Raw genomic sequence first — 24,600 nt, 5'->3', positions numbered from 1 at the left:
ATTGCTTATTTTGGGTCTAGCCCAGATAAAAGCGACATCCTTTTTCTGGCTTTTTCTGCCAGAAAAAGATATAGCGAATAGCTGGAAATAGCTCCTAAAAACAATAATTATTTATTTTATAGAACTAATATTGATTTGTAGTAAGTAAAACCAATGTACATGCAACTTCGGCTTTGATATTATTAAGTTCTAACAATTGATATAATTCTGGATTTTCGGTTCCTGGATTAAAAATCACTCGTTTAGGTTTAGCTTCTACAATGTAATTGTAATAATCACGCTGACGCGCAGGATTTAAATATAAAGTAATTGTATCTATATTTTTAAGCGGAATCGCTTTTGTATAAATTTTCACTCCAGCAACTTCTCCAGTATTTTGACCAATAGCCAATACTGTGTGTCCTTTCTCTACTAATTTATTTATGGCTAAAAAAGCGTATCTATCAGGTTTTGTAGTTGCTCCAAGCACTACTGTTTTTTTATTTTTCATTGTCTTTATTGTATTCTACAAAAGTAATCAAAAAGGTTAAGCTCTTGGATGATTTAAAAAGTTTAGTTATTTTTCAATAAAAACAAGAATCTACTGATTAATCTATAATCATATCTTTTAAAAAGACTATTTTTACAATACTAAACAAGACTTTATGGATCTATTTATTTACTTATTTGCAGCTCTTTTCTCGGTACTAAACCCAATTGGAACTGTTCCAATCTTTGTAGGATTAACACAACATGACTCCAAAAAAGAGCGTTCCAGAATTTCTTTATGGACTGCGATAAACGTTTTCTTAATTTTAATTGTTTCTTTTTTTGTAGGTCAATATATGCTAACATTCTTCGGAATTAGCATTGATGCTCTTCGTATTGCCGGAGGAATTATAATTGTAAGTTCTGGTTTCTCACTACTTTCAGGTAAATTCAATAAGAAAAGAGGTATAAATAAAAAGATAGAAACCGATGCTCAACAAAGAAATGACATTGCTCTTACCCCATTAGCAATCCCAATGCTTGCGGGCCCTGGCTCAATTTCTTTATTAATTGCTTTTTATCAGGAACATCATCAAACAATGGAAATTATAATAGGATCACTCGCAATCTTAGCTATTGCTATTGTAATTTTTATTATTCTTAGAAGCGCACATTATCTGGCTAAAATTCTTGGAGCTTCTGGGATTGTTGCTATTTCTAGAATTGTTGGTTTCATTGTAATTGCTATCGGAATACAATATATAGTAAGTGCTATTATCAATATAATAAAAGGGAATTTGATGTAAATCTGAATTTCTTAAAAATAAAAAAGGGGATAAATACTGAATTTATCCCTTTTTTGTATAATCATATTTTAGCTTATGCTCTTGGCAAAAACACTTCTGCCATCATACATCTTGCACTTCCTCCACCACAAGCTTCGATAGTATCTAAACTTGAACTTAAAATTTCTGCATGATTTTCTAGTTGCGAAATTTGTTTTGGCGTTAAGCTTTGATGTGCTGAAGCACTCATTACAATATATTTCTTATCATTTGCTCCACGAACTTCAAGCATATTTCCTGCGAAATTATTCACTTGAGCCTCTGTGATTAAGATAACTTCTTTTTTATCTGCTTTTAGATTTTCAAGAACCATTTTTCGTTCTTTTTTATCATCGATACAATCAGCACAGATCACTGCAAATGTTTCTCCTAAGCACATCATAACATTGGTATGGTAAATTAGCTTTCGCTCTCCATTAACAGTTTGAAATGCTTCAAAAATAACTGGTGCATAATCGAAATCTTCGCAGAATTCTATAAACAGTTCTTCATCTGCTCTTGGAGACAAGGCGCAATATGCTTTTCCATTTGCTCTATCTAAAAGTAAACTTCCTGTTCCTTCTAGGAAGAAACCATCTTCTTCTGCCGATGTATAATCGACTATATTATTTATTTCGAATCCTTTTTCTTCTAGAGTATCTAAGATGTCTTCGCGACGTTCCTGACGACGATTCTCTGCAAACATAGGATACAATGCTACATCTCCATTTTCATGAAAAGAAACCCAGTTATTTGGGAATATGCTATCTGGCGTATCTGGATTTAGAGTATCTTCTACAACGGTTACATCTACTCCAACTGCTCTTAACTTCTCAACAAAAGCATCAAACTCTTGTTGCGCTTTGGCATTTACTGTAGCTGGCAAAAGTCCGTCTAACACTTTTTGATAATAATTATTTACTGCCGTTTGTTCATTCATACGGAATGCCACTGGGCGAATCATTACTATTGCGTTTGTAGTTTGTTTCATTTTTTTGATATTAAATTAATCTCGAATTAAAGGCAATGTTGAACATCTCAATAACCCTTCTTGTTTGGCTATTTCGGCATATGGAATTTCTTCTACAACAAACCCATTACTTCTTAACCAATTATTTAATCTAGTAAAGTTCTTCTCTGACACAACAACATTTGTATCTATCGAAAAAACATTCGAGTTCATATAATACATTTCTTCTCTCTCGATATGAAATAAATTTTCTTTCCCGAAAAGATTCACTAAATATCTATAATCTGCCTCTTCACGAAATCCTCTTCTATAAATAATCCCTTTATCTCTCCCTACTGGTTGAAAACAGCAATCTAGGTGCAAAGCATTATCACGAGCTTCGATTTTAGATTTAACCAAATCAAACTCTTTAACTATTTTATTAGGAAACAAATTTCTAATGAATTCAACTCCTTGCATATTTGTTCTTGCAGTAATATAATCTTTATAATCGCTTCCTTTATAAGTCCCTATAAATATATGATCATTCCAGAGCATAACATCTCCCCCTTCTATATGTACTTCTTCTGGCGGGCGAACTACATTGTTAGGATTCATCTGATCTATTACATACTGAATCGCATCTAACTCACGTTCTCTATCAGGTAAAATATTTGATTTTACGAAAATATCATCTATTACGAAACCAATATCTCTAGTGAAAATCTGGTTGTAATTTTCAATCATTTCTGGACGAAAAACTGTCACATTGTATTTTTGAAGTACTGCATTAAAAGCATCCATTTCGGCAACCATATCAGACTCTACTGGATATGTTCCTGCCTTAATATGCTCCAATGATTTCGGGTCATACGCTTCCTCAATAGTTGGCGTAGGTCCGTTATGAACTGCAGATCCCAAAACTACTGCCCGTAATCTTGATGTTTCGTTCTTTACATTTAATTGTAACATACTCTATTATTTGATTTCGACAAAGATAAAAAAAAGCTTCACAGTTAAGTGAAGCTTTAAATTGAATTTTATTTATTCGATTTGAATTCTCTTAAAGGATGACCTGTATATATTTGTCTAGGTCGACCGATTGGTTCTTTATTTTCACGCATTTCTTTCCATTGCGCGATCCAACCTGGTAATCTTCCGATAGCAAACATAACAGTAAACATATCTGTAGGAATTCCTAATGCTCTGTAAATGATTCCTGAGTAAAAATCTACGTTAGGATATAAGCTTCTTGATTTAAAGTATTCATCTTCAAGAGCAGCTGCTTCAAGTTTTTTAGCTATAGATAAAATTGGATCATCAACACCTAATGTATTTAAAACTTCATCTGCTGCTTTCTTAATAATTCTAGCTCTTGGATCAAAGTTTTTATAAACTCTATGACCAAATCCCATTAAACGGAAAGGATCATTTTTATCTTTGGCTTTCGCCATAAATTTATCTGTATCTCCACCATCTTTATTAATTTCTTCCAGCATCTCAAGAACAGCTTGATTTGCACCTCCGTGAAGTGGTCCCCAAAGTGCAGAAACTCCTGCAGAGATTGAAGCAAATAAACCAGCGTGAGAAGAACCTACCATTCTTACAGTAGATGTAGAACAGTTTTGCTCATGATCTCCGTGTAAGATGAATAATTTATCTAATGCGTTAACAACAATTGGATTTGCTGCATAAGGTCCTGTAGGCAATTTAAACATTAATTGCATAAAGTTCTCTACATACCCTATTGTATTATCATAGTAGTTTAATGGGTAACCCATTGTTTTTCTATAAGTCCATGTAGCAATAACAAGAAACTTAGCTATCGTTTTACAAATAGCCTCATACATTTCTTTTTCATTTTCTACATTCACAGCTTTTGGATTAAAAGCTGTTAAAGCACTTGTCAAAGCAGACAAAACACCCATAGGATGAGCCGTTTTTGGAAAACCGTCAATGATGTTTTTCATTTCTTCGTTTACCAAAGTATGCTTTTTAATATCAGCATCAAATTGTGTTAATTGTTGAGTTGTTGGTAACTCACCAAAAATCAAAAGATAAGATACTTCAGGAAAACTTGCTTGCTCAGCTAAATCTTCAATTGAGTATCCTCTGTAACGCAAAATTCCTAATTCTCCATCTAAGAAAGTAATCTCACTTGTACAAGAACCTGAATTTTTATATCCTGGATCAAGTGTAATGAAACCAGTTAAATCACGTAATTTGTTAATATCGACAGCAGATTCATTTTCGCTTCCAGTTATAACAGGAAGTTCTATCTTCTTACCATCTACTTCTAGGGTAGCTATTTTTGACATAATATAATCGGAAATAAATCTTTTAAATAATAATTTATCAAATCTAAGGAATTTAAGACTAACTAAAAAAGGAATCTTGCTATGAATTTGTTAAAACTCAAAAAAAAAGCCATTCGTTTTCACGAATGGCTCAAAGTAATATATAATCTTACAATTATTTTATTTTGAAAGCTTTTAATCCAGGGAAATAAGCAGTAGTACCTAATTCTTCTTCAATTCTTAACAACTGATTGTATTTAGCCATACGATCAGAACGAGAAGCAGAACCTGTTTTAATTTGACCACAGTTTAATGCAACTGCTAAATCTGCAATTGTGTTATCTTCAGTTTCTCCAGAACGGTGAGACATTACTGAAGTATAACCTGCATTTTTAGCCATATTAACAGCAGCAATAGTTTCTGTTAAAGTACCAATTTGGTTTACTTTAATAAGAATAGAATTTGCAATTCCTTTTTCGATTCCTGTAGATAAACGCTCAACATTAGTTACAAACAAATCATCACCTACTAATTGTACTTTATGTCCAATTTTTTCAGTAAGCAATTTCCATCCGTCCCAGTCATTTTCATCCATACCATCTTCGATAGATATAATTGGGTATTTAGCTACTAATTCAGCTAAATAATCAACTTGCTCAGCAGAAGTTCTTACTTTACCTGTTTCTCCTTCAAATTTAGAGTAATCGTATTTACCGTTTACATAAAATTCTGCAGCAGCACAGTCTAGAGCAATCATAATTTCGTCACCGAAAGTATATCCTGCATTTTCAACCGCTTTTTTGATAGTATCCAAAGCATCTTCTGTTCCACCTGGTAAATTTGGAGCAAAACCTCCTTCGTCACCAACAGCAGTACTTAATCCTCTGTCATGTAATACTTTTTTCAAGCTATGGAAAATTTCAGTCCCCATTTGCATAGAGTGTGAAAATGAAGTTGCTTTTACAGGAAAAATCATAAATTCTTGAAAAGCAATCGGAGCATCAGAGTGCGAACCTCCGTTGATGATATTCATCATTGGAACTGGCAACGTATTTGCAGAAACTCCTCCTACATATCTATACAAAGGCAATCCTAATTCATTAGCGGCAGCTTTTGCTGCTGCAAGAGAAACACCTAAAATAGCATTTGCTCCTAATTTAGATTTATTTGGAGTTCCATCTAAATCAATCATTGTTTGATCAATTACATTTTGTTCAAAGACAGAAATACCAATTAACTCTTCAGCAATAATAGTATTTACATTTTTCACTGCATTCAAAACTCCTTTACCTAGAAAAGCTTTTCCACCATCACGTAACTCAACCGCTTCATGCTCTCCAGTAGAAGCTCCAGATGGAACTGCCGCTCTTCCTAAAACTCCGTTTTCTGTAACTACATCAACTTCAATAGTAGGATTACCTCTAGAATCAAAAATTTGTCTTGCGTGAATTTTTATTATAATACTCATTATTTCTATTTTTTATTATTAAATTATAAATATTTTTCGAAATTATAAAAATATTTGACACTAATTAAGTTCCTTAGTAATAAAATACTTTTAGTTATTAACTCAATCGTTTTAGTTTAATTCCCTTTTATATTCTCAATAAATTGATCGAATAAATAAGATGAATCATGAGGACCAGGACTAGCTTCTGGATGATATTGTACAGAGAAACAGTTTTTGTTTTTCATACGCATACCAGCAACAGTCTCGTCATTAAGATGCAAATGAGTGATCTCTAAATCTGGATGATTATCAAGTTGTTCTTTATTAACAGCAAAACCATGATTTTGAGACGTAATCTCACCTTTCCCTGTAATGATATTTTTAACCGGGTGGTTAATTCCACGATGTCCATTAAACATCTTATAAGTAGAAACTCCGTTTGCTAAAGCAATAACTTGATGCCCTAAACAAATACCAAATAATGGCTTATCATTTGCTAATATATCTTTTGCAACTTCTATTGCACCAAATAAAGGATCCGGATCTCCAGGACCATTTGACAAGAAGTATCCATCTGGGTTAAATGCTGCTAAATCTTTAAAAGTAGAGTCGTATGGAAAAACCTTAATATAACAATCTCTTTTAGCAAGATTACGCAAGATATTCTTTTTAATTCCTAAATCTAAAGCAGAAATTTTATAAGTAGCATTTTCATCTCCATAAAAATAAGGCTCTTTTGTCGAAACTTTAGAGGCTAATTCCAAACCTTCCATATTAGGAACATTTGCCAAAGCTATTTTTAAATCTTCTATAGAAGTTCCGTCTGTACATATAACAGCATTCATTGCTCCGTTATCTCTTATATAACTCACCAATGCTCTTGTATCAACATCAGAGATACAAATAAGGTTTTCTTTTATAAAATAAGACTCCAAACTCTCTGAAGCATCTTCGCGAGAATAATTGAAGCTAAAATTTTTACAAACCAATCCCGAAATTTTAATGCTGTCTGATTCTATTTCAGAATCATTTACACCATAATTTCCAATATGTGCATTGGTTGCAACCATAATCTGACCAAAATAAGAAGGATCGGTAAAAATCTCCTGATATCCTGTCATTCCTGTATTAAAGCAAACTTCACCAAAAGTAGTACCACTAATCCCGATTGATTTTCCGTGAAAAATTGTTCCGTCACTTAGTAAAAGAATGGCGCTTTGTCGTGTTGTGTATTTCATTTGTAATTAGATATTTTGCAAATTTAATTTTTTAAAAGAGCGAGTGCAAGGTTTTTTAAAAAATTCATCTCTAAAAATAAAACCTCAAGAAGCTAAAGTGTTAGATTCTTGCATTTTTAGATTAGAAAAAACAAAAAAAAAGGATAAACTAGTTACTAGTTTATCCTTAATTCTTATTGAATGATTATTTTCATAATTATTCAGAAGCTTCAGTTGTCGTTTCTGTATCAGCAGCAGGAGCTTCAGAAGTCTCTTCAGCTTTCTTTGCTTTTCCACCACGACGGCTTTTAGCTTTTTTAACTTCTTTTTTACCTCCATTGTAAAGTTCATTGAAATCTACAAGTTCGATCATCGCCATATCAGCGTTATCTCCCAAACGATTTCCAACTTTAATGATACGAGTGTATCCACCTGGACGGTCTCCTACTTTAGCAGCTACATCTCTGAACAAGTCAGTTACAGCATATTTGCTACGTAAGTATGCAAAAACAATACGACGGTTGTGAGTCGTATCTTCTTTTGATTTTGTGATTAAAGGCTCAACGAATTGTTTAAGCGCTTTAGCTTTAGCAACAGTAGTGTTAATACGTTTGTGCTCAATAAGAGAACAAGCCATATTAGCTAACATAGCTTTTCTATGTCCAGTCTGTCTGCTTAAGTGATTGAATTTTTTTCCGTGTCTCATTGCTATGTTAAATTTAACTCGCCAAGGCGAATTAGATTATTCTTTATCTAGTTTGTATTTAGCTAAATCCATTCCGAAAGTTAAATTCTTAACTGCAACAAGTTCATCAAGTTCAGTTAAAGATTTTTTACCAAAATTACGGAATTTCATTAGGTCATTTTTATTGAACGATACTAAATCACCAAGTGTATCAACTTCAGCCGCTTTCAAGCAATTTAATGCTCTCACAGATAAATCCATATCAACAAGCTTAGTTTTAAGCAATTGTCTCATATGTAATGACTCTTCATCATACGATTCTGTTTGTGCAATTTCGTCAGCCTCGAGTGTAATCCTTTCGTCAGAGAATAACATGAAGTGGTGAATTAAAACTTTAGCAGCTTCAGTAAGAGCATCTTTAGGATTAATAGATCCATCAGTTTTAATTTCAAAAACTAATTTCTCATAATCGGTCTTTTGCTCAACACGGAAGTTTTCAATTGCATATTTTACATTTTTTACCGGAGTAAAAATTGAGTCTGTAAAAATAGTTCCAATTGCAGCGTTCTGTTTTTTGTTCTCCTCAGCAGGAACATATCCTCTACCTTTTTCGATAGTTAAATCGAAATTCAGTTTAATTTTACTATCTAAATTACAGATAACAAGGTCTGGATTCAGTACTTGAAAACCTGAAATAAATTTTTGAAAATCACCTGCTGTTAATTGATCTTTACCAGAAACAGAAATAGTAACTGCTTCATTATCGATATCTTCAATTTGACGTTTGAAACGAACTTGTTTAAGATTAAGGATAATTTCGGTAACATCTTCAACAACACCTGAGATAGTAGAAAACTCATGATCTACACCTTCAATGCGAACAGATGTAATTGCATAACCTTCTAATGCTGAAAGCAAAACTCTTCTAAGTGCATTACCAACAGTCAATCCATAACCAGGTTCTAAAGGTCTAAATTCGAATTTACCTTCAAAATCGGTTGAATCGATCATGATAACTTTATCGGGCTTTTGAAAATTAAATATTGCCATAAATTTCGACTAAGTCAATTATTATTTGTTGTACAACTCTACGATTAATTGTTCTTTAATGTTTTCTGGAATTTGAAGTCTCGCAGGTACAGAAACAAAAGTTCCTTCTTTAAGATCATTGTTCCAAGTAATCCATTCATAAACATGACTTGAATTTGATAAAGAACGTTCGATAGCTTCTAAAGATTTAGATTTTTCACGAACAGCAACTTTATCACCAGGCTTAAGGTGGTAAGAAGGAATATTAACAACTTCACCATTTACAGTAACGTGTCTGTGAGATACAATCTGACGTGCACCTCTTCTAGAAGGAGCGATACCCATTCTAAAAACAACATTATCTAATCTTGCTTCACATAATTGTAATAAAACTTCACCAGTAACTCCTTTAGTAGCTGATGCTTTTTCGAATAAATTTCTGAATTGTTTTTCTAAAATTCCGTAAGAATATTTAGCTTTTTGCTTTTCCATTAACTGAACAGCATACTCAGATTTTTTTCCTCTTTTTTTAGCCATCCCGTGTTGTCCAGGTGGGTAATTTCTTTTTTCGAAAGACTTATCATCTCCGAAGATTGCTTCGCCAAATTTACGAGCGATTCTTGTACTAGGACCAGTATATCTTGCCATTTTAAATTGTTTAAGATTGAGATTATGAATTCAGGTCTTATCCTTCGATAATCTATATTCAATCTAGGTTATACTATATTTGTTTTGAGTATTAAACTCTACGTCTCTTAGGAGGACGACATCCGTTGTGAGGCATTGGAGTAACATCGATAATCTCAGTAACTTCAATTCCACCGTTATGAATAGAACGGATAGCAGACTCACGTCCGTTTCCTGGTCCTTTTACATAAACCTTAACTTTTTTAAGTCCTGCCTCAAGAGCTACTTTACTACAATCTTCTGCTGCCATTTGAGCTGCGTACGGAGTGTTCTTTTTAGAACCTCTGAAACCCATCTTACCAGCTGAAGACCAAGAAATAACTTCACCTTTCTTATTAGTCAAAGAAATGATAATGTTGTTGAAAGTGGCAGAAATATGAGCTTCACCCGTTGATTCAACGATAACTTTACGTTTTTTTGCAGTTGCTTTAGCCATATTACTTATTATTTAGTTGCTTTTTTCTTGTTAGCAACAGTTTTTCTTTTACCTTTTCTTGTTCTAGAGTTGTTTTTAGTTCTTTGCCCTCTTAATGGAAGACCAGTTCTATGACGGATACCTCTGTAACAACCAATATCCATTAAACGTTTGATGTTCAAAGAAACTTCAGAACGTAATTCTCCTTCAATTTTAAAAGCTGATACTGCCTCACGAATTGCTCCGATCTCATCATCATTCCAATCTTGAACTTTTTTATCTTGGCTTACTTGAGCTTTCTCTAAAATCTCAATAGCTCTACTTCTTCCTAATCCAAAGATATAGGTAAGTGCTATAACACCTCTCTTATTTTTTGGGATATCTACCCCTGCTATTCTTGCCATAATTATCCTTGTCTTTGTTTAAATCTAGGATTCTTTTTGTTTATTACGTACAATCTCCCTTTTCTACGCACAATGATGCACTCGGGACTTCTCTTTTTTACTGATGCTCTAACTTTCATAGTGAATATCCTTTAATATCTATAAGTAATTCTTGCTTTTGACAAGTCGTAAGGGCTCATTTCTAGTTTCACTTTATCACCGGGTAATAATTTGATGTAATGCATACGCATTTTACCAGAAATATGAGCAATTACAATATGTCCATTTTCTAATTCTACACGGAACATCGCATTTGATAATGCTTCAATGATTGATCCGTCTTGTTCTATTGCTGATTGTTTTGCCATATAAAAATTAAGCTACTGCTTTTCTATTTTTACCAGTCTTCATTAAACCATCATAATGTTTGTTTAATAAATATGAGTTAATTTGTTGAATAGTATCTATCGCAACTCCAACCATAATTATTAACGAGGTACCTCCAAAAAACATTGCCCAAGATTGTTGTACATCCATAAAACTTACAACAATAGCTGGGAACACAGCAATCAAAGCAAGGAATAAAGATCCTGGGAAAGTTATTAAAGACATCACTTTATCAAGATAATCAGAAGTTTCAACTCCTGGTCTAACACCTGGAATAAAACCACCGCTTCTCTTTAAATCATCAGACATCTTGTTAGTAGGAACTGTAATTGCAGTATAAAAGAAAGTAAATACAACTATTAAAGTTGCAAATACAAAGTTATACCAGAATCCAAACATATTACTAAAAGCACCAACAATTGATTGTGATGTATCTGATTTTGATAATCCAGCTACAGCAGCAGGAATAAACATAATTGCTTGCGCAAAAATGATTGGCATAACCCCAGAAGCATTAAGCTTAAGTGGAATCCATTGCCTATTTCCGCCCATCAAGTCTTGCTCATAATCTCCTGAAGTTGTACGACGAGCGTATTGAACTGGGATTTTACGTACTGCCATAATCAACAATACACAAGAAATAATAACTAATAACCAAATAATAATTTCGATAACTAATAACATTGGTCCTCCATTGTTATTGGTAACTCTGGTTGTAAATTCTTGAATAAAAGCTTGTGGAAAACGAGCTAATATACCAACCATAATCAACAATGAAATTCCATTTCCAATACCCTTATCTGTAATTTTTTCTCCTAACCACATGGCAAAAATTGTACCTGTAACTAAGATTATCACAGAAGAAAATAAAAACTCAAAAGAATTAAAACCTAGTAAGAATGCACTACTAGGTAATGTTCTATATAAATTATAGATGTAAGTTGGTCCTTGAACTAGTGTAATAACAATAGTTAACCAACGTGTTATCTGATTAATTTTTTTTCTACCGCTCTCTCCATCATTTTGAAGTTTTTGTAAATACGGAATCGCAATTCCCATTAACTGTACAACAATAGACGCAGAAATATAAGGCATAATACCTAAAGCAAAAACTGAAGCTTTAGAGAATGCACCTCCGGTGAACATGTCTAGAATAGATCCTAAACCATTTTTTGTTTGTCCCGCTAAACCAGTCAATTGCGTTGCATCAATTCCAGGAAGCGTAACGTGTGCTCCAAAACGATATACTAAAAGAAGTCCTAAAGTAATTAAGATTCTATTTTTTAGTTCTTCGATTTTCCAAACATTACTTATTGATTCAATAAATTTCTTCATACAATAGAAAAATTATATTGTTACAGCTTCTCCACCAGCAGCTTCAATAGCAGCTTTTGCAGTAGCAGTAAATTTGTGAGCAGTTACTTTTAATTTTGCTTTCAATTCTCCTCTACCTAAAATCTTAACGATCTCATTTTTGGTAGCTAGACGATTAGCTACATAAACTGTCATATCAACAGAATCTGTAATAATACCATTGTCTACTAATAATTGAAGCGTATCCAAATTTACACCTTCGTATTCTTTACGGTTGATGTTTGTGAAACCGAACTTAGGTACACGTCTTTGAAGTGGCATTTGCCCTCCTTCAAAACCAATCTTTTTAGAATAACCAGAACGAGATTTTGCTCCTTTGTGACCTCTTGCAGAAGTACCACCTTTTCCTGAACCTTCTCCTCTACCTAATCTTTTATTTTGATTGTGTGTTGACCCTTCAGCTGGTTGTAAGTTACTTAAATTCATAACAGTATTTGTTATTTAGCTTCTTCAACAGAAACTAAGTGTTTAACTTTGTTTATCATCCCAAGGATAGCAGGATTTGAATCATGCTCTACAACTTGTCCCATTTTACGTAGACCTAAAGCTTCCAAACCTCTCTTTTGAGAAAGAGGACAGTTGATTTTGCTTCTTACTTGTTTTACTAATAATTTAGCCATAATTTCCTTGAATTAACCTTTAAAAACTTTTTCTAAAGAAACACCTCTTTGTTTTGCAACAGTATAAGCGCTTCTCATTTGTAATAAAGCATCAAAAGTTGCTTTCACTACGTTATGAGGATTTGATGATCCTTGAGATTTAGATAATACATCGTGAATACCTACTGATTCAAGAACTGAACGAACAGCTCCACCAGCAATAACTCCTGTACCATGAGACGCAGGAATTAAGAATACACGTGCACCACCAAATTTACCTTTTTGTTCGTGAGGAACTGATTGTCCATTCAAAGGAATTTTTACTAAATTTTTCTTAGCATCTTCTACTGCTTTCGCAATTGCTTCAGAAACGTCTTTAGATTTTCCTAATCCGTGACCAACTACTCCATTTTCATCACCTACAACTACAATAGCAGAAAAACCGAAAGCTCTACCACCTTTTGTAACTTTAGTAACACGATTAACACTTACCAGACGATCTTTAAGTTCAAGACCACTTGGTTTTACCAATTCTACATTTTTGTATTTAGACATAATATATTAGAATTTAAGTCCAGCCGCTCTTGCGCCTTCTGCTAATGATTTAATACGACCGTGATACAAATATCCACCTCTATCAAAAGTGATGGTATCAATCCCAGCTTTTAACGCTTTCTCTGCAACTAGTTTTCCAACAGCAGCAGCGATTTCAACGTTAGTACCTTTTCCTATTTCTTTTTCTCTTGAAGAGGCAGCTAATAAAGTAACTCCATTTACATCATCAATAATTTGAGCGTAAATTTCTTTGTTACTTCTAAATACAGATAGTCTTGGGTTAGTAGCAGTACCACTAATCGATTTTCTAATTCTGAATCTAATTCTCTGTCTTCTATCAGATTTTGTTAATGACATAATCTTATTTTTTAAGCTGATTTACCTGCTTTTCTTCTTAATACTTCACCTACAAATTTAACACCTTTTCCTTTATATGGCTCTGGCTTACGGAAACCTCTGATTTTCGCAGCAACCTGACCTAAAAGTTGTTTATCAATTGATGTTAATTTTACGATAGGGTTCTTACCTTTTTCAGATATTGTTTCTAAAACTACTTCAGGAGCAACTTCTAAAACAATATTGTGAGAATATCCAAGAGCTAAATCTAACTTTTGTCCTTGGTTTGAAGCTCTATAACCAACTCCAACTAATTCTAAAGATTTAGTAAACCCTTCATTTACTCCAATAATCATATTATTGATTAATGATCTGTAAAGTCCGTGTTTTGCTCTGTGATCTTTGTGATCAGACGATCTATCTACTTGAACTTGATCGCCTTCAACCGTTACAGTTACATCCGAAAACTCCTGTGTAAGTTGACCATTTTTTCCTTTTACTGTAATAATACCGTCTTTAACTTCTACAGTTGTACCAGCAGGGATTACAATTGGATTTTTACCTATTCTTGACATCTTATATAGTCTTTATAATTAGTATACGTAACAAATTACTTCACCACCTACATTTAATTGCTTAGCTTGTTTTCCTGTCATCAAACCTTTTGACGTAGAAACAATAGCAATTCCTAATCCGTTAAGGATTCTAGGTAAATTAGAAGCACCTGCATATTTACGTAAACCTGGTTTACTAATTCTTTGGATATCTTTAATTACTGACTCTTTAGTATCTTTATCATACTTCAAAGCGATTTTGATTGAACCCTGAACAGCGTTGTCCTCAAATTTGTAACTCAAGATATAACCTTGATCGAATAAGATCTTAGTTATTTCTTTTTTTAGATTAGATGCTGGAATTTCAACAACTTTGTGGTTTGCAGCCACAGCGTTACGAACTCTAGTCAAATAATCTGCAATAGGATCTGTATACATATGTATTTGATTGCGATTATGGTTTTCGGGAGGCACTCGCCTCCCGAACCTTTAATCAATTAAAATTATTTTTTGGTTTGCAAAAGTAATAACTTATTGCGAGATTACCAAGACGCCTTTTTAACTCCAGGAATTAATCCATTATTAGCCATCTCACGGAAAGTTACACGTGAAATACCAAATTGACGAATATAACCTCTTGGTCTACCTGTTAATTTACAACGATTATGCAAACGAACTGGTGAAGCATTTTTAGGTAATTTTTGTAAACCTTCAAAATCTCCAGCTTCTTTCAAAGCTTTTCTTTTCTCAGCATACTTAGCTACCGTTTTCTCTCTTTTCACCTCACGGGCTTTCATTGATTCTTTAGCCATGTCTTAATTCTTTTTAAAAGGTAATCCTAATTCAGCCAATAATGACTTTGCTTCCTTGTCTGTTTGAGCAGTAGTAACAAATGTAATATCCATTCCTGAAATTTTGTTTACTTTATCAATATCAATTTCAGGGAAAATGATTTGCTCTAAAACTCCAAGATTGTAATTACCTCTTCCGTCGAAACCAGTAGCTTTGATACCACTAAAATCTCTAACGCGCGGTAAAGCAGAAGTAATAAGTCTATCTAAAAACTCATACATTCTCTCACCACGTAAAGTAACTTTTGCTCCAATAGGCATCCCTTTTCTCAATTTGAAAGACGCAACGTCTTTCTTTGAAATTGTAGATACTGCTTTTTGTCCAGTGATCTTTGTTAACTCATCAACTGCATAGTCAATAAGTTTTTTATCAGATACAGCTGCACCAACTCCACGGCTCAAAACGATTTTTTCAAGTTTAGGAACTTGCATTACGTTTGTATATCCGAATTCTTCTTTAAGAGCAGAGATTACTCTACTCTTATATTCTTCTTTTAGTCTAGGTGTATATGCCATTACTATAGTACTTGATTAGATTTTTTTGAAAATCTTACTTTCTTATCTCCTTCTACTCTAATACCAACTCTAGTTGCTTCCTTAGTTTTAGGATCAATAAGAGAAATGTTAGATATTTGTATAGAAGCTTCTTTCTTAACGATACCACCTTGAGGGTTTTTAGCACTTGGTTTTGTATGTTTCGAAACCATGTTTACACCTTCAACTATCGCTTTATTTTTTTCACGGTATACTCGTAAAACTTTACCTTCTGATCCTTTATGGTCACCAGCAATTACTCTTACGATGTCTCCTGATTTTATTTTTAGCTTTATCATCTTAAAACGAATTAAAGCACTTCTGGTGCTAATGATACAATTTTCATGAATTGTTTTTCACGAAGTTCTCTTGCTACCGGACCAAAAACACGAGTTCCTCTCATTTCCCCTGCAGCGTTCAAAAGAACACATGCATTGTCATCGAAACGGATATAAGAACCATCAGCTCTTCTCACTTCTTTTTTGGTACGTACAACAACTGCAGTTGAAACAGCTCCTTTTTTCACGTTTCCGTTTGGAGTTGCATCTTTGATAGAAACTACAATCTTGTCACCAACAGAGGCATACCTTCTTTTGGTACCTCCTAAAACACGGATAGTTAAAACTTCTTTAGCTCCTGTGTTATCTGCTACTTTTAGTCTTGATTCTTGTTGTACCATAATTATTTAGCTCTTTCAATGATTTCAACTAATCTCCAACATTTTGATTTACTTAAAGGACGCGTTTCGCTAATTCTTACAGTATCTCCAATGTTACAGTCGTTTGTTTCGTCGTGTGCAACGTATTTCTTTGTTTTCAACACGAACTTACCGTATAATGGGTGTTTTACTTTTCTTACTTCAGCAACAACGATAGATTTCTCCATTTTGTTAGAAGTAACAACACCAATTCTTTCTTTTCTTAAATTTCTTTTTTCTTCCATCTTTCAGCAGAATACAATTATTGTAACTCTCTTTTAGTTAGCTCTGTAGCCAATCTTGCAACTGTTCTTCTTACACTTCTAATTTGAAGTGGGTTCTCAATTGGAGAAATAGCGTGGGCCATTTTTAGGTCAGCATATATCTTCTTAGTTTGACTAAGTTTTTCTTGCAACTCCGCTGCAGAAAGATCTTTTATTTCTGATTGTTTCATAATATAATATAAATTATGCTTCGAAATCTCTAGCAACGACGAATTTAGTTTTTACTGGAAGCTTTTGAGCTGCAAGACGTAACGCCTCTTTTGCAACTGACAAAGGAACTCCTCCAACTTCAAACATAATTCTTCCGGGTTTAACAACGGCAGCCCAATATTCAACGGCACCTTTACCTTTACCCATACGTACCTCAAGAGGCTTCTTAGTAATTGGTTTGTCTGGAAATATTTTGATCCATAATTGTCCTTCTCTCTTCATGAAACGAGTTGCAGCAATACGCGCAGCTTCGATTTGACGAGAAGTTAAGAACATTCCATCTTCATGTACAGATTTAATACCAAACATTCCATTAGAAAGTTCAAATCCTCTTTGAGAATTCCCTTTCATTTTACCTTTTTGTACCTTACGGTATTTTGTTCTTTTAGGCTGTAACATTTTTCTTTAGTTTAAAAATTTACTTTCTTTTACGAGCGTCTGGTTTTGAACCTTTATTAAAGTTAGATTTGCCACGAGGAGCATCTCCACCTTTACCACCACCAGCTTGTTTTTTATCCATTCCAGCAAGCGGAGAAAGATCTCTCTTTCCATAAACTTCACCTTTCATGATCCACACTTTGATCCCCATTCTACCGTAAGTAGTATGAGCTTCTGCAAGTGCATAATCAATATCAGCTCTGAAAGTTGATAGAGGAATTCTACCTTCTTTGAAACCTTCTGAACGTGCCATTTCAGCACCATTCAAACGACCAGAAATCAAAACTTTGATACCTTCAGCGTTCATACGCATAGAAGCAGCAATAGCCATTTTGATTGCACGTCTGTAAGAAATACGACTTTCTATTTGACGAGCGATGCTTGTCGCCACAAGATAAGCATCTAATTCAGGTCTTTTGATTTCAAAGATGTTAATTTGAACCTCTTTGTCAGTAATTTTCTTAAGTTCTTCTTTTAACTTGTCTACCTCTTGTCCACCTTTCCCAATAATAATACCAGGTCTTGCAGTAGTGATAGTAACGGTTACAAGTTTCAAAGTTCTCTCGATGATTACTTTTGATACACTAGCTTTTGATAAACGAGCGTGGATATACTTTCTGATTTTGTGATCTTCGGCAAGTTTATCACCGTAATCATTTCCACCATACCAGTTTGAGTCCCACCCTCTGATGATACCAAGTCTATTTCCAATTGGATTTGTCTTTTGTCCCATGCTGTTTAAGAATTGCTTTGTGTGTTATTGATAGCTCCAAGCACGATTGTTACGTGGTTAGAACGTTTTCTTATTCTGTGTGCACGACCTTGAGGTGCCGGACGAAGTCTTTTCAACATCATTCCACCATCTACTCTGATCTCTTTAACAAATAATCCAGCTTCTTCTAAATTACCTTCACTATTTTTTTGCTCCCAGTTATTGATTGCAGATAATAATAGTTTTTCTAATTTTCTTGAAGCTTCTTTAGAACTAAATCTTAAGATGTTAAGTGCTCTTTCTACCTTCTGACCTCTTACCAAGTCCGCTACTAAGCGCATTTTTCTAGGTGAAGTAGGGCAGTTATTCAATTTTGCGAAAGCAATAGACTTATTAGCCTCTTTTCTCGCATCTGCTGTTTCTCTTTTACGAACTCCCATTGCTTCTTATTTTTTACCTTTATTTTTTGCTCCAGCATGACCTCTAAAAGATCTAGTTGGTGAAAATTCTCCTAATTTGTGACCTACCATGTTTTCTGTTACGTAAACTGGTACAAATTGACGACCGTTATGAACTGCGATAGTTTGTCCAACGAAATCTGGAGTAATCATTGAAGCTCTAGACCAAGTCTTTACAACTGCATTTTTACCACTTTCTACGTTTTCCTGAACTTTCTTGTCTAACTTATAATGAACGAAAGGTCCTTTTTTTAATGAACGTGCCATATCTTATTATTTCTTTCTACGTTCTACGATATACTTGTTACTCGGGTTTTTCTTAGAACGAGTTCTATAACCTTTAGCTGGTATTCCATTTCTTGAACGTGGATGTCCACCAGAAGAACGTCCTTCTCCACCACCCATTGGGTGATCAACAGGGTTCATTGCAACAGGTCTTGTTCTAGGTCTTCTTCCTAACCATCTTGTTCTACCTGCTTTACCAGATACAACTAATTGGTGGTCTGAATTAGAAACTGCTCCAATTGTAGCTGCACAAGTTAACAAAATTAATCTTGTTTCACCTGATGGCATTTTAATTGTAGCATATTTTCCATCTCTTGCCATTAATTGAGCAAATGTTCCAGCAGAACGAGCGATTACAGCCCCTTGTCCTGGTCTCAATTCGATACAAGAAATAACAGTTCCTAAAGGAATTCTGCTTAAAGGCAATGTGTTACCAATTTCTGGTTGAGATTCTGGACCTGAAACTAATTTCTGACCAACTTTCAATCCATTTTGAGCGATAACATAAGTTTTCTCTCCATCAGCATAAGCTAATAAAGCGATAAATGCAGTACGATTTGGATCATATTCGATTGATTTCACTGTAGCTGGAATTCCTTCTTTTGTACGTTTGAAATCAATAATACGATATCTCTGCTTGTGACCACCACCCGTATAACGCATGGTCATCTTTCCTTGACTATTTCTACCTCCAGAGTTTTTTATCGGCGCTATCAAAGAGCGTTCCGGCTTATCAGTTGTAATGGCGTCATAACCATTCACAACTCTAAATCGCTGACCTGGGGTAATAGGTTTTAATTTTCTTACTGACATTTTTCTATCTTAGATATTGTTGTAAAAATCAATTGTTTCTCCTTCTTGTACTTGAACAATTGCTTTTTTGATTGCATTTGTCTTTCCGCTGATCAAACCACTTTTTGTGTATTTTGTAGTTCTATCCGGTCTTACATTCATTGTGTTAACACTCAAAATAGTTACTCCATAAGCAGCTTCAACAGCTTTCTTAATCTGAACTTTATTTGCTTTTTTGTCAACAACAAAACCGAAGCGATTCAAAACTTCACTTTCCTTGGTTACTTTTTCAGTTACTATAGGTCTAATTATGATACTCATATTCCTATTATTTGCTTAAATTTTCTTCAATTACCTCTAAAGAGCTCTCTAAAAGCACTAAATTATTAGCGTTCAAAATAGCGTAAGTACTTAATTCATAACTACTTACAACACTAGAAGCCTTTAAATTGCGTGACGACAAATATACATTTTTATTCGACTCTCCCAACACAAATAAAGATTTTTTATTTTCTAACCCTAAAGCTTTCAAAACATTAATGAAATTTTTAGTGTTTGGTGTTTCAAAATTAAAGTCTTCTAAAACAACAATACTTGCTTCTTTTGCTTTAATTGAGAAAGCAGATTTTCTTGCCAATCTCTTTAAGTTTTTATTCAATTTGAATGAATAACTTCTTGGTCTTGGTCCGAAAACTGTCCCACCACCTTTAAACAAAGGGTTTTTAATACTACCCGCACGAGCAGTACCAGTTCCTTTTTGTTTTTTAATCTTACGTGTACTTCCCGCTACTTCAGCTCTTTCTTTAGCTTTGTGAGTACCTTGTCTTTGATTAGCTAAATATTGCTTAACATCAAGATATACAGCGTGATTATTTGGTTCAATTGCGAATACTGAATCAGAAAGTTGAACTTTTCTACCAGTATCTTTTCCGTTGAAATCTAATACTTTTACTTCCATTACTTCTGAATGATTACATAAGAGTTGTTATGACCAGGAACACATCCTTTAATAACTAGTAAGTTCTTTTCAGCAACTACTTTTAAAACTCTAAGGTTTTGAACTTTTACATTGTCTCCTCCCATTCTTCCAGCCATACGCATTCCTTTGAATACTCTAGATGGATAAGAAGAAGCTCCCACAGAACCTGGCGCTCTTAAACGGTTGTGTTGACCGTGAGTTGCTTGACCAACACCACCAAAACCGTGACGTTTTACAACCCCTTGAAAACCTTTACCTTTAGACACACCTTGTACATCTACAAATTCTCCTTCAGAAAAAATAGAAACATCAATAAGATCTCCTAATTTTTGCTCTGTTGCGAAATCTTGGAATTCAACGACTTTTTTCTTAGCTACAGTTCCAGCTTTCTTAAAGTGACCTAAAGCCGCTTTTGTGGAATGTTTCTCGTTTTTGTCATCGAAACCTAGTTGCAACGCTTCATACCCGTCAACACCTTTGGTTCTGACTTGGGTAACAACACATGGACCAGCTTCGATTACTGTACAAGGAATATTTTTCCCGTTTTCATCAAAAATACTTGTCATGCCGATTTTTCTACCAATTAACCCAGACATAAATATTAATTATTAATTATTAAATATAAATATAGAACGCAGCTTTTAAACCGAATCCTATTTTTTAAGAGGTGCAAAAGTATAACTTATTTACACACAAACCAAAAAAAATATTTTTCGCCTAAAAGCAGCGTCCTTTTTTACTCTTGAACTACTTAAACTTTGATCTCAACCTCTACTCCACTTGGCAATTCAAGTTTCATTAGAGCATCAATAGTTTTAGATGAAGATGAATAAATGTCAATTAATCTCTTATATGACATTACTTCGAATTGCTCTCTTGCTTTTTTGTTAACGTGCGGAGAACGTAGTACAGTGAAAAGTTTTTTATGTGTTGGCAACGGAATTGGACCTGTTACAACAGCACCGGTACTCTTAACTGTTTTTACAATCTTTTCAGCAGATTTATCTACCAACATGTGATCGTAAGATTTTAGTTTTATTCTGATTTTTTGACTCATTTTCTTAAAGATTAAGCGTTTCCTTTTGCTTTTTTGATAACTGCTTCTGAAATATTAGAAGGTGTTTCAGCGTAGTGTGAAAATTCCATTGTAGATGTTGCTCTACCAGATGAAAGTGTTCTCAATGTTGTTACATAACCAAACATCTCTGATAAAGGCACATCAGCCTTGATAGTTTTAGCACCATTTCTATCACCCATGTCATTAACCTGACCTCTACGACGGTTGATATCACCTACGATATCCCCCATGTTTTCTTCAGGTGTAATAACTTCCATTTTCATGATTGGCTCAAGAATGATTGCCCCAGCAGCTTTAGCCACTTCTCTATACCCCATTCTAGCTGCTAACTCAAAAGAAAGCGCATCTGAATCGACAGGGTGGAAAGATCCGTCAGTTAAAGTCACTTTTAAACTATCTACTTGGTATCCTGCTAAAGGACCAGTTTTCATAGCTTCACGGAAACCTTTTTCTACAGATGGAATATATTCCTTAGGAACGTTACCACCTTTTACAGCATTAATAAATTGCAATCCTACAGGAACTTTACCATCAACTTCGTCAGCTGGCTCAAGTGTAAATACGATATCACCGAATTTACCACGACCTCCTGATTGTTTTTTGTAAGTCTCTCTATGTGTTGCACTTCTTGTAAACGCTTCTTTATACTCAACTTGAGGCTCACCTTGGTTCACTTCAACTTTAAATTCACGTTTCATACGATCTACCAAGATATCTAAGTGAAGCTCACCCATACCAGATATAATAGTTTGCCCTGAAGCCTCATCTGTTCTAACCGTAAATGTCGGATCCTCTTCAGCTAATTTCGCCAAAGCCATACCCATTTTATCTACGTCAGCCTTAGTTTTAGGCTCAATAGCAATACCAATTACCGGCGCAGGGAATTTCATTGACTCAAGAATAATTGGGTGTTTTTCATCACACATAGTATCCCCAGTCTTAATATCTTTAAATCCAACTGCCGCCCCAATATCCCCAGCTTCGATATATTCGATAGGATTTTGCTTATTAGCATGCATTTGATAGATACGAGAAATTCTTTCTTTGTTCCCAGAACGCGTATTCAAAATATATGAACCCGCATCCAAACGACCTGAATAAGCACGGAAGAAAGCTAAACGTCCCACGAATGGATCTGTAGCAATTTTAAATGCCAAAGCAGCGAATGGCTCTTTTACATCTGGACGACGAAGAATTTTTGTTTGATCCTCCTCTAATAAATCAACATCATCAGGATGAATCCCTTCGATACCTTCTTTATCCATTGGAGATGGCAAGTACTTACATACAGCATCTAACATAAACTGAACTCCTTTATTTTTGAAAGAAGAACCAGCAAGCATAGGAATGATTGCCATATCTATAGTAGCTGCTCTTAAAGCTTTGTTGATTTCTTCCTCAGTAATTGAGTCTTCATCTTCCATAAACTTCTCCAACAAATTCTCATCGTAGTCAGCAACAGCTTCAATAAGTATAGATCTAAATTCTTTTACTTCTGCAAGCATATCCTCAGGGATAGGCACAATATCAAAAGTAGCTCCAAGAGTTTCATCATGCCATATAATAGCCTGATTTTTCACTAAATCAACTACACCTTTGAAATCATTCTCTTCACCAATTGGCAAAGTAATCGCAACTGCATTAGATTTTAACATATCTCTAACTTGCTGACATACATTCAAAAAGTTAGAACCTTGTCTATCCATTTTATTAACGAACCCCATACGAGGAACTCTATATTGATCAGCAAGTCTCCAGTTAGTTTCTGATTGAGGCTCAACACCATCAACAGCACTAAACAAGAAAACCAACCCATCAAGCACACGCAAAGAACGATTTACCTCTACAGTAAAATCAACGTGTCCCGGAGTATCAATAATATTAAAGTGGTAAGGCAATGTTTCAGGCAAAACCTTTCCTTGTTGAGTTGGAAAATTCCACTCACAAGTAGTAGCAGCAGAAGTAATTGTGATACCTCTTTCCGCTTCTTGCTCCATCCAGTCCATTGTAGAAGCACCATTATGCACCTCACCAATTTTATGTGTTTTACCAGTATAAAAAAGAATACGCTCTGTTGTTGTTGTTTTACCAGCATCAATATGAGCAGCAATCCCTATATTTCTTGTATATTTTAAATCTCTAGCCATTTCTTATGAATTAAAATCTAAAGTGAGAGAATGCTTTATTTGCTTCAGCCATTTTATGAGTATCCATTCTCTTTTTAACAGCAGCTCCTTCTTCTTTAGCCGCAGCTAAACATTCTGAAGCTAACCTTTGAGCCATAGATTTTTCATTTCTTCTTCTAGAATAAAGTATTAACCACTTCATTGCCATAGAAATCTTACGATCTGGTCTGATTTGCATTGGAATTTGGAATGTAGCTCCACCAACTCTACGACTACGTACTTCTACGTGAGGCATAACATTAGTTAAAGCATCTTTCCAGATTTCTAATGATGATTTTTCTGAATCTTGCTTTTTAGATTCGATGATGTCAATTGCATCATAAAATACTTTAAAAGCTGTAGATTTCTTACCGTCCCACATTAAGTTATTCACAAAACGCGTTACCAATTGGTCATTAAACCTCGGATCTGGTAAAAGTGGTCTTTTCTTTGCCGCTCTTTTTCTCATGTCTTTTTTTTAAAAGTTTAAATTACTTTTTTGCTTCTTTTGGGCGTTTAGCACCGTACTTAGATCTTCTTTGCGTTCTTCCTGCAACCCCTGACGTGTCAAGCGCTCCACGAACGATATGATATCTAACACCTGGTAAATCTTTTACCCTTCCGCCTCTAACTAATACTATCGAGTGCTCTTGTAAATTGTGTCCTTCTCCAGGGATGTAAGCATTTACTTCATTACCATTTGTCAAACGTACACGCGCAACTTTACGCATTGCAGAGTTTGGTTTTTTTGGTGTAGTAGTGTAAACACGCGTACAAACCCCTCTTCTTTGAGGACAAGAATCTAAAGCAACCGATTTACTCTTCTTAGTTATCTGAGTTCTTCCTGTTCTTACTAATTGTTGAATTGTTGGCATAATTAATACTAAAAATTTATTATGTATATTAAA

General features: G+C 34.4%; 39 protein-coding genes. 1 reads left to right on the top strand and 38 read right to left on the bottom strand.

Features of this window, described 5'->3' with window-relative positions; genetic code table 11:
• Positions 1 to 124: 124 nt before the first annotated feature.
• Positions 125 to 490, bottom strand: coding sequence for a CoA-binding protein (locus AC3IPI_RS09040; RefSeq protein WP_039111727.1), 366 nt, complete (start codon positions 488 to 490; stop codon positions 125 to 127).
• A 154-nt stretch (positions 491 to 644) separates the two neighbouring features.
• Here AC3IPI_RS09040 and AC3IPI_RS09035 point away from each other — a divergent pair, with 154 nt between their 5' ends.
• Positions 645 to 1,274 (top strand): MarC family NAAT transporter, encoded by a 630-nt coding sequence (locus AC3IPI_RS09035; RefSeq protein ID WP_039111728.1) that lies wholly within the window; start codon positions 645 to 647, stop codon positions 1,272 to 1,274.
• A 73-nt stretch (positions 1,275 to 1,347) separates the two neighbouring features.
• On the opposite strand, the gene ctlX is transcribed toward AC3IPI_RS09035, so the two are convergent.
• The 37 genes from ctlX to rpsL form a co-directional block, all read right to left on the bottom strand.
• Complete coding sequence (gene ctlX, locus AC3IPI_RS09030; RefSeq protein WP_039117291.1) at positions 1,348 to 2,283, bottom strand: citrulline utilization hydrolase CtlX; 936 nt, start codon at positions 2,281 to 2,283, stop codon at positions 1,348 to 1,350.
• 15 nt (positions 2,284 to 2,298) lie between these two features.
• Positions 2,299 to 3,213: a dimethylarginine dimethylaminohydrolase family protein gene (locus AC3IPI_RS09025; RefSeq protein ID WP_489158517.1), complete on the bottom strand. Its 915-nt coding sequence runs from the start codon at positions 3,211 to 3,213 to the stop codon at positions 2,299 to 2,301.
• A gap of 68 nt (positions 3,214 to 3,281) precedes the next feature.
• A complete protein-coding gene (locus tag AC3IPI_RS09020) occupies positions 3,282 to 4,559 on the bottom strand; it encodes a citrate synthase (protein WP_489158515.1) in 1,278 nt (425 codons plus the stop codon).
• 154 nt (positions 4,560 to 4,713) lie between these two features.
• Complete coding sequence (eno, locus tag AC3IPI_RS09015; RefSeq protein WP_039111732.1) at positions 4,714 to 6,006, bottom strand: phosphopyruvate hydratase; 1,293 nt, start codon at positions 6,004 to 6,006, stop codon at positions 4,714 to 4,716.
• Between the two features lie 116 nt (positions 6,007 to 6,122).
• Entirely contained in the window at positions 6,123 to 7,226 is a 1,104-nt protein-coding gene (gene carA, locus AC3IPI_RS09010; protein WP_039117293.1) for a glutamine-hydrolyzing carbamoyl-phosphate synthase small subunit, read from the bottom strand.
• A gap of 196 nt (positions 7,227 to 7,422) precedes the next feature.
• Entirely contained in the window at positions 7,423 to 7,911 is a 489-nt protein-coding gene (gene rplQ, locus AC3IPI_RS09005; protein ID WP_035619618.1) for a 50S ribosomal protein L17, read from the bottom strand.
• Between the two features lie 36 nt (positions 7,912 to 7,947).
• Positions 7,948 to 8,940: a DNA-directed RNA polymerase subunit alpha gene (locus AC3IPI_RS09000; protein WP_026109818.1), complete on the bottom strand. Its 993-nt coding sequence runs from the start codon at positions 8,938 to 8,940 to the stop codon at positions 7,948 to 7,950.
• 21 nt (positions 8,941 to 8,961) lie between these two features.
• The gene (gene rpsD, locus AC3IPI_RS08995) at positions 8,962 to 9,567 is read right to left on the bottom strand and encodes a 30S ribosomal protein S4 (RefSeq protein ID WP_035619621.1); all 606 of its coding nucleotides are present in this window, start codon (positions 9,565 to 9,567) and stop codon (positions 8,962 to 8,964) included.
• Between the two features lie 91 nt (positions 9,568 to 9,658).
• Positions 9,659 to 10,042 (bottom strand): 30S ribosomal protein S11, encoded by a 384-nt coding sequence (gene rpsK / locus AC3IPI_RS08990; protein ID WP_007803677.1) that lies wholly within the window; start codon positions 10,040 to 10,042, stop codon positions 9,659 to 9,661.
• 8 nt (positions 10,043 to 10,050) lie between these two features.
• Complete coding sequence (rpsM, locus tag AC3IPI_RS08985) at positions 10,051 to 10,425, bottom strand: 30S ribosomal protein S13 (RefSeq protein ID WP_039111734.1); 375 nt, start codon at positions 10,423 to 10,425, stop codon at positions 10,051 to 10,053.
• Positions 10,426 to 10,427: 2 nt separating this feature from the next.
• Entirely contained in the window at positions 10,428 to 10,544 is a 117-nt protein-coding gene (gene ykgO / locus AC3IPI_RS08980) for a type B 50S ribosomal protein L36 (protein WP_072945378.1), read from the bottom strand.
• A gap of 12 nt (positions 10,545 to 10,556) precedes the next feature.
• Positions 10,557 to 10,772, bottom strand: a complete 216-nt coding sequence (gene infA / locus AC3IPI_RS08975; protein WP_007136545.1) for a translation initiation factor IF-1 — start codon at positions 10,770 to 10,772, stop codon at positions 10,557 to 10,559.
• Between the two features lie 7 nt (positions 10,773 to 10,779).
• On the bottom strand, positions 10,780 to 12,126 hold the full coding sequence (secY, locus tag AC3IPI_RS08970) for a preprotein translocase subunit SecY (RefSeq protein WP_035619626.1): 1,347 nt from the start codon (positions 12,124 to 12,126) through the stop codon (positions 10,780 to 10,782).
• Between the two features lie 12 nt (positions 12,127 to 12,138).
• Positions 12,139 to 12,591: a 50S ribosomal protein L15 gene (gene rplO / locus AC3IPI_RS08965; RefSeq protein ID WP_039111735.1), complete on the bottom strand. Its 453-nt coding sequence runs from the start codon at positions 12,589 to 12,591 to the stop codon at positions 12,139 to 12,141.
• 11 nt (positions 12,592 to 12,602) lie between these two features.
• On the bottom strand, positions 12,603 to 12,785 hold the full coding sequence (rpmD, locus tag AC3IPI_RS08960) for a 50S ribosomal protein L30 (protein WP_017495010.1): 183 nt from the start codon (positions 12,783 to 12,785) through the stop codon (positions 12,603 to 12,605).
• Positions 12,786 to 12,797: 12 nt separating this feature from the next.
• Positions 12,798 to 13,322, bottom strand: coding sequence for a 30S ribosomal protein S5 (gene rpsE, locus AC3IPI_RS08955; RefSeq protein ID WP_085950271.1), 525 nt, complete (start codon positions 13,320 to 13,322; stop codon positions 12,798 to 12,800).
• A 3-nt stretch (positions 13,323 to 13,325) separates the two neighbouring features.
• Positions 13,326 to 13,676 (bottom strand): 50S ribosomal protein L18, encoded by a 351-nt coding sequence (gene rplR / locus AC3IPI_RS08950; RefSeq protein WP_039111736.1) that lies wholly within the window; start codon positions 13,674 to 13,676, stop codon positions 13,326 to 13,328.
• An 11-nt stretch (positions 13,677 to 13,687) separates the two neighbouring features.
• A complete protein-coding gene (gene rplF / locus AC3IPI_RS08945) occupies positions 13,688 to 14,230 on the bottom strand; it encodes a 50S ribosomal protein L6 (protein ID WP_039111737.1) in 543 nt (180 codons plus the stop codon).
• A gap of 18 nt (positions 14,231 to 14,248) precedes the next feature.
• Positions 14,249 to 14,647: a 30S ribosomal protein S8 gene (gene rpsH, locus AC3IPI_RS08940; RefSeq protein ID WP_035619634.1), complete on the bottom strand. Its 399-nt coding sequence runs from the start codon at positions 14,645 to 14,647 to the stop codon at positions 14,249 to 14,251.
• Between the two features lie 104 nt (positions 14,648 to 14,751).
• Positions 14,752 to 15,021 (bottom strand): 30S ribosomal protein S14, encoded by a 270-nt coding sequence (gene rpsN / locus AC3IPI_RS08935; RefSeq protein ID WP_007803655.1) that lies wholly within the window; start codon positions 15,019 to 15,021, stop codon positions 14,752 to 14,754.
• A 3-nt stretch (positions 15,022 to 15,024) separates the two neighbouring features.
• Positions 15,025 to 15,576 carry a 50S ribosomal protein L5 gene (rplE, locus tag AC3IPI_RS08930; RefSeq protein ID WP_035619635.1) on the bottom strand — a complete coding sequence of 184 codons (552 nt, stop codon included), beginning with the start codon at positions 15,574 to 15,576 and terminating at the stop codon, positions 15,025 to 15,027.
• Positions 15,577 to 15,578: 2 nt separating this feature from the next.
• Entirely contained in the window at positions 15,579 to 15,893 is a 315-nt protein-coding gene (gene rplX, locus AC3IPI_RS08925) for a 50S ribosomal protein L24 (protein WP_035619636.1), read from the bottom strand.
• A gap of 11 nt (positions 15,894 to 15,904) precedes the next feature.
• Positions 15,905 to 16,273, bottom strand: coding sequence for a 50S ribosomal protein L14 (gene rplN / locus AC3IPI_RS08920; RefSeq protein ID WP_007803649.1), 369 nt, complete (start codon positions 16,271 to 16,273; stop codon positions 15,905 to 15,907).
• A 2-nt stretch (positions 16,274 to 16,275) separates the two neighbouring features.
• The gene (rpsQ, locus tag AC3IPI_RS08915) at positions 16,276 to 16,536 is read right to left on the bottom strand and encodes a 30S ribosomal protein S17 (protein WP_035619637.1); all 261 of its coding nucleotides are present in this window, start codon (positions 16,534 to 16,536) and stop codon (positions 16,276 to 16,278) included.
• A gap of 17 nt (positions 16,537 to 16,553) precedes the next feature.
• Positions 16,554 to 16,745: a 50S ribosomal protein L29 gene (gene rpmC / locus AC3IPI_RS08910; RefSeq protein ID WP_007803639.1), complete on the bottom strand. Its 192-nt coding sequence runs from the start codon at positions 16,743 to 16,745 to the stop codon at positions 16,554 to 16,556.
• 13 nt (positions 16,746 to 16,758) lie between these two features.
• The gene (gene rplP / locus AC3IPI_RS08905; RefSeq protein ID WP_039111738.1) at positions 16,759 to 17,184 is read right to left on the bottom strand and encodes a 50S ribosomal protein L16; all 426 of its coding nucleotides are present in this window, start codon (positions 17,182 to 17,184) and stop codon (positions 16,759 to 16,761) included.
• Positions 17,185 to 17,203: 19 nt separating this feature from the next.
• Entirely contained in the window at positions 17,204 to 17,956 is a 753-nt protein-coding gene (rpsC, locus tag AC3IPI_RS08900) for a 30S ribosomal protein S3 (RefSeq protein ID WP_035619639.1), read from the bottom strand.
• A gap of 5 nt (positions 17,957 to 17,961) precedes the next feature.
• Positions 17,962 to 18,375 carry a 50S ribosomal protein L22 gene (rplV, locus tag AC3IPI_RS08895; protein ID WP_007803631.1) on the bottom strand — a complete coding sequence of 138 codons (414 nt, stop codon included), beginning with the start codon at positions 18,373 to 18,375 and terminating at the stop codon, positions 17,962 to 17,964.
• A gap of 6 nt (positions 18,376 to 18,381) precedes the next feature.
• The gene (gene rpsS / locus AC3IPI_RS08890) at positions 18,382 to 18,660 is read right to left on the bottom strand and encodes a 30S ribosomal protein S19 (RefSeq protein WP_008464288.1); all 279 of its coding nucleotides are present in this window, start codon (positions 18,658 to 18,660) and stop codon (positions 18,382 to 18,384) included.
• Positions 18,661 to 18,666: 6 nt separating this feature from the next.
• Complete coding sequence (gene rplB, locus AC3IPI_RS08885; RefSeq protein WP_035619640.1) at positions 18,667 to 19,491, bottom strand: 50S ribosomal protein L2; 825 nt, start codon at positions 19,489 to 19,491, stop codon at positions 18,667 to 18,669.
• 9 nt (positions 19,492 to 19,500) lie between these two features.
• The gene (rplW, locus tag AC3IPI_RS08880; protein WP_039111739.1) at positions 19,501 to 19,791 is read right to left on the bottom strand and encodes a 50S ribosomal protein L23; all 291 of its coding nucleotides are present in this window, start codon (positions 19,789 to 19,791) and stop codon (positions 19,501 to 19,503) included.
• Positions 19,792 to 19,798: 7 nt separating this feature from the next.
• Positions 19,799 to 20,428, bottom strand: coding sequence for a 50S ribosomal protein L4 (gene rplD / locus AC3IPI_RS08875; protein ID WP_039111740.1), 630 nt, complete (start codon positions 20,426 to 20,428; stop codon positions 19,799 to 19,801).
• Positions 20,428 to 21,045, bottom strand: coding sequence for a 50S ribosomal protein L3 (gene rplC, locus AC3IPI_RS08870; protein ID WP_035619642.1), 618 nt, complete (start codon positions 21,043 to 21,045; stop codon positions 20,428 to 20,430). Before rplC ends, rplD begins: the two co-directional genes overlap by 1 nt.
• A gap of 155 nt (positions 21,046 to 21,200) precedes the next feature.
• Positions 21,201 to 21,506 (bottom strand): 30S ribosomal protein S10, encoded by a 306-nt coding sequence (gene rpsJ / locus AC3IPI_RS08865; RefSeq protein ID WP_011963470.1) that lies wholly within the window; start codon positions 21,504 to 21,506, stop codon positions 21,201 to 21,203.
• A gap of 11 nt (positions 21,507 to 21,517) precedes the next feature.
• Positions 21,518 to 23,674, bottom strand: coding sequence for an elongation factor G (gene fusA / locus AC3IPI_RS08860; RefSeq protein WP_039111741.1), 2,157 nt, complete (start codon positions 23,672 to 23,674; stop codon positions 21,518 to 21,520).
• Between the two features lie 10 nt (positions 23,675 to 23,684).
• The gene (gene rpsG, locus AC3IPI_RS08855) at positions 23,685 to 24,161 is read right to left on the bottom strand and encodes a 30S ribosomal protein S7 (RefSeq protein ID WP_007803600.1); all 477 of its coding nucleotides are present in this window, start codon (positions 24,159 to 24,161) and stop codon (positions 23,685 to 23,687) included.
• Between the two features lie 22 nt (positions 24,162 to 24,183).
• A complete protein-coding gene (rpsL, locus tag AC3IPI_RS08850) occupies positions 24,184 to 24,567 on the bottom strand; it encodes a 30S ribosomal protein S12 (RefSeq protein ID WP_007136570.1) in 384 nt (127 codons plus the stop codon).
• Between the last annotated feature and the right edge of the window lie 33 nt (positions 24,568 to 24,600).

Source organism: Flavobacterium sp. GL_143 (assembly GCF_057834355.1).
The sequence above is the reverse complement of the archived record's forward strand: the minus strand, read 5'-3'. Positions and strand labels throughout refer to the sequence as shown.

What these genes read in the sequence shown, in the direction of transcription:
- AC3IPI_RS09040 (WP_039111727.1), bottom strand. Translation starts at nt 490, where the DNA reads ATGAAAAATAAAAAAACAGTAGTGCTTGGAGCAACTACAAAACCTGAT.
- AC3IPI_RS09035 (WP_039111728.1), top strand. Translation starts at nt 645, where the DNA reads ATGGATCTATTTATTTACTTATTTGCAGCTCTTTTCTCGGTACTAAAC.
- ctlX (WP_039117291.1), bottom strand. Translation starts at nt 2,283, where the DNA reads ATGAAACAAACTACAAACGCAATAGTAATGATTCGCCCAGTGGCATTC.
- AC3IPI_RS09025 (WP_489158517.1), bottom strand. Translation starts at nt 3,213, where the DNA reads ATGTTACAATTAAATGTAAAGAACGAAACATCAAGATTACGGGCAGTA.
- AC3IPI_RS09020 (WP_489158515.1), bottom strand. Translation starts at nt 4,559, where the DNA reads ATGTCAAAAATAGCTACCCTAGAAGTAGATGGTAAGAAGATAGAACTT.
- eno (WP_039111732.1), bottom strand. Translation starts at nt 6,006, where the DNA reads ATGAGTATTATAATAAAAATTCACGCAAGACAAATTTTTGATTCTAGA.
- carA (WP_039117293.1), bottom strand. Translation starts at nt 7,226, where the DNA reads ATGAAATACACAACACGACAAAGCGCCATTCTTTTACTAAGTGACGGA.
- rplQ (WP_035619618.1), bottom strand. Translation starts at nt 7,911, where the DNA reads ATGAGACACGGAAAAAAATTCAATCACTTAAGCAGACAGACTGGACAT.
- AC3IPI_RS09000 (WP_026109818.1), bottom strand. Translation starts at nt 8,940, where the DNA reads ATGGCAATATTTAATTTTCAAAAGCCCGATAAAGTTATCATGATCGAT.
- rpsD (WP_035619621.1), bottom strand. Translation starts at nt 9,567, where the DNA reads ATGGCAAGATATACTGGTCCTAGTACAAGAATCGCTCGTAAATTTGGC.
- rpsK (WP_007803677.1), bottom strand. Translation starts at nt 10,042, where the DNA reads ATGGCTAAAGCAACTGCAAAAAAACGTAAAGTTATCGTTGAATCAACG.
- rpsM (WP_039111734.1), bottom strand. Translation starts at nt 10,425, where the DNA reads ATGGCAAGAATAGCAGGGGTAGATATCCCAAAAAATAAGAGAGGTGTT.
- ykgO (WP_072945378.1), bottom strand. Translation starts at nt 10,544, where the DNA reads ATGAAAGTTAGAGCATCAGTAAAAAAGAGAAGTCCCGAGTGCATCATT.
- infA (WP_007136545.1), bottom strand. Translation starts at nt 10,772, where the DNA reads ATGGCAAAACAATCAGCAATAGAACAAGACGGATCAATCATTGAAGCA.
- secY (WP_035619626.1), bottom strand. Translation starts at nt 12,126, where the DNA reads ATGAAGAAATTTATTGAATCAATAAGTAATGTTTGGAAAATCGAAGAA.
- rplO (WP_039111735.1), bottom strand. Translation starts at nt 12,591, where the DNA reads ATGAATTTAAGTAACTTACAACCAGCTGAAGGGTCAACACACAATCAA.
- rpmD (WP_017495010.1), bottom strand. Translation starts at nt 12,785, where the DNA reads ATGGCTAAATTATTAGTAAAACAAGTAAGAAGCAAAATCAACTGTCCT.
- rplR (WP_039111736.1), bottom strand. Translation starts at nt 13,676, where the DNA reads ATGTCATTAACAAAATCTGATAGAAGACAGAGAATTAGATTCAGAATT.
- rplF (WP_039111737.1), bottom strand. Translation starts at nt 14,230, where the DNA reads ATGTCAAGAATAGGTAAAAATCCAATTGTAATCCCTGCTGGTACAACT.
- rpsH (WP_035619634.1), bottom strand. Translation starts at nt 14,647, where the DNA reads ATGTATACAGATCCTATTGCAGATTATTTGACTAGAGTTCGTAACGCT.
- rpsN (WP_007803655.1), bottom strand. Translation starts at nt 15,021, where the DNA reads ATGGCTAAAGAATCAATGAAAGCCCGTGAGGTGAAAAGAGAGAAAACG.
- rplE (WP_035619635.1), bottom strand. Translation starts at nt 15,576, where the DNA reads ATGGCATATACACCTAGACTAAAAGAAGAATATAAGAGTAGAGTAATC.
- rplX (WP_035619636.1), bottom strand. Translation starts at nt 15,893, where the DNA reads ATGATAAAGCTAAAAATAAAATCAGGAGACATCGTAAGAGTAATTGCT.
- rplN (WP_007803649.1), bottom strand. Translation starts at nt 16,273, where the DNA reads ATGGTACAACAAGAATCAAGACTAAAAGTAGCAGATAACACAGGAGCT.
- rpsQ (WP_035619637.1), bottom strand. Translation starts at nt 16,536, where the DNA reads ATGGAAGAAAAAAGAAATTTAAGAAAAGAAAGAATTGGTGTTGTTACT.
- rpmC (WP_007803639.1), bottom strand. Translation starts at nt 16,745, where the DNA reads ATGAAACAATCAGAAATAAAAGATCTTTCTGCAGCGGAGTTGCAAGAA.
- rplP (WP_039111738.1), bottom strand. Translation starts at nt 17,184, where the DNA reads ATGTTACAGCCTAAAAGAACAAAATACCGTAAGGTACAAAAAGGTAAA.
- rpsC (WP_035619639.1), bottom strand. Translation starts at nt 17,956, where the DNA reads ATGGGACAAAAGACAAATCCAATTGGAAATAGACTTGGTATCATCAGA.
- rplV (WP_007803631.1), bottom strand. Translation starts at nt 18,375, where the DNA reads ATGGGAGTTCGTAAAAGAGAAACAGCAGATGCGAGAAAAGAGGCTAAT.
- rpsS (WP_008464288.1), bottom strand. Translation starts at nt 18,660, where the DNA reads ATGGCACGTTCATTAAAAAAAGGACCTTTCGTTCATTATAAGTTAGAC.
- rplB (WP_035619640.1), bottom strand. Translation starts at nt 19,491, where the DNA reads ATGTCAGTAAGAAAATTAAAACCTATTACCCCAGGTCAGCGATTTAGA.
- rplW (WP_039111739.1), bottom strand. Translation starts at nt 19,791, where the DNA reads ATGAGTATCATAATTAGACCTATAGTAACTGAAAAAGTAACCAAGGAA.
- rplD (WP_039111740.1), bottom strand. Translation starts at nt 20,428, where the DNA reads ATGGAAGTAAAAGTATTAGATTTCAACGGAAAAGATACTGGTAGAAAA.
- rplC (WP_035619642.1), bottom strand. Translation starts at nt 21,045, where the DNA reads ATGTCTGGGTTAATTGGTAGAAAAATCGGCATGACAAGTATTTTTGAT.
- rpsJ (WP_011963470.1), bottom strand. Translation starts at nt 21,506, where the DNA reads ATGAGTCAAAAAATCAGAATAAAACTAAAATCTTACGATCACATGTTG.
- fusA (WP_039111741.1), bottom strand. Translation starts at nt 23,674, where the DNA reads ATGGCTAGAGATTTAAAATATACAAGAAATATAGGGATTGCTGCTCAT.
- rpsG (WP_007803600.1), bottom strand. Translation starts at nt 24,161, where the DNA reads ATGAGAAAAAGAGCGGCAAAGAAAAGACCACTTTTACCAGATCCGAGG.
- rpsL (WP_007136570.1), bottom strand. Translation starts at nt 24,567, where the DNA reads ATGCCAACAATTCAACAATTAGTAAGAACAGGAAGAACTCAGATAACT.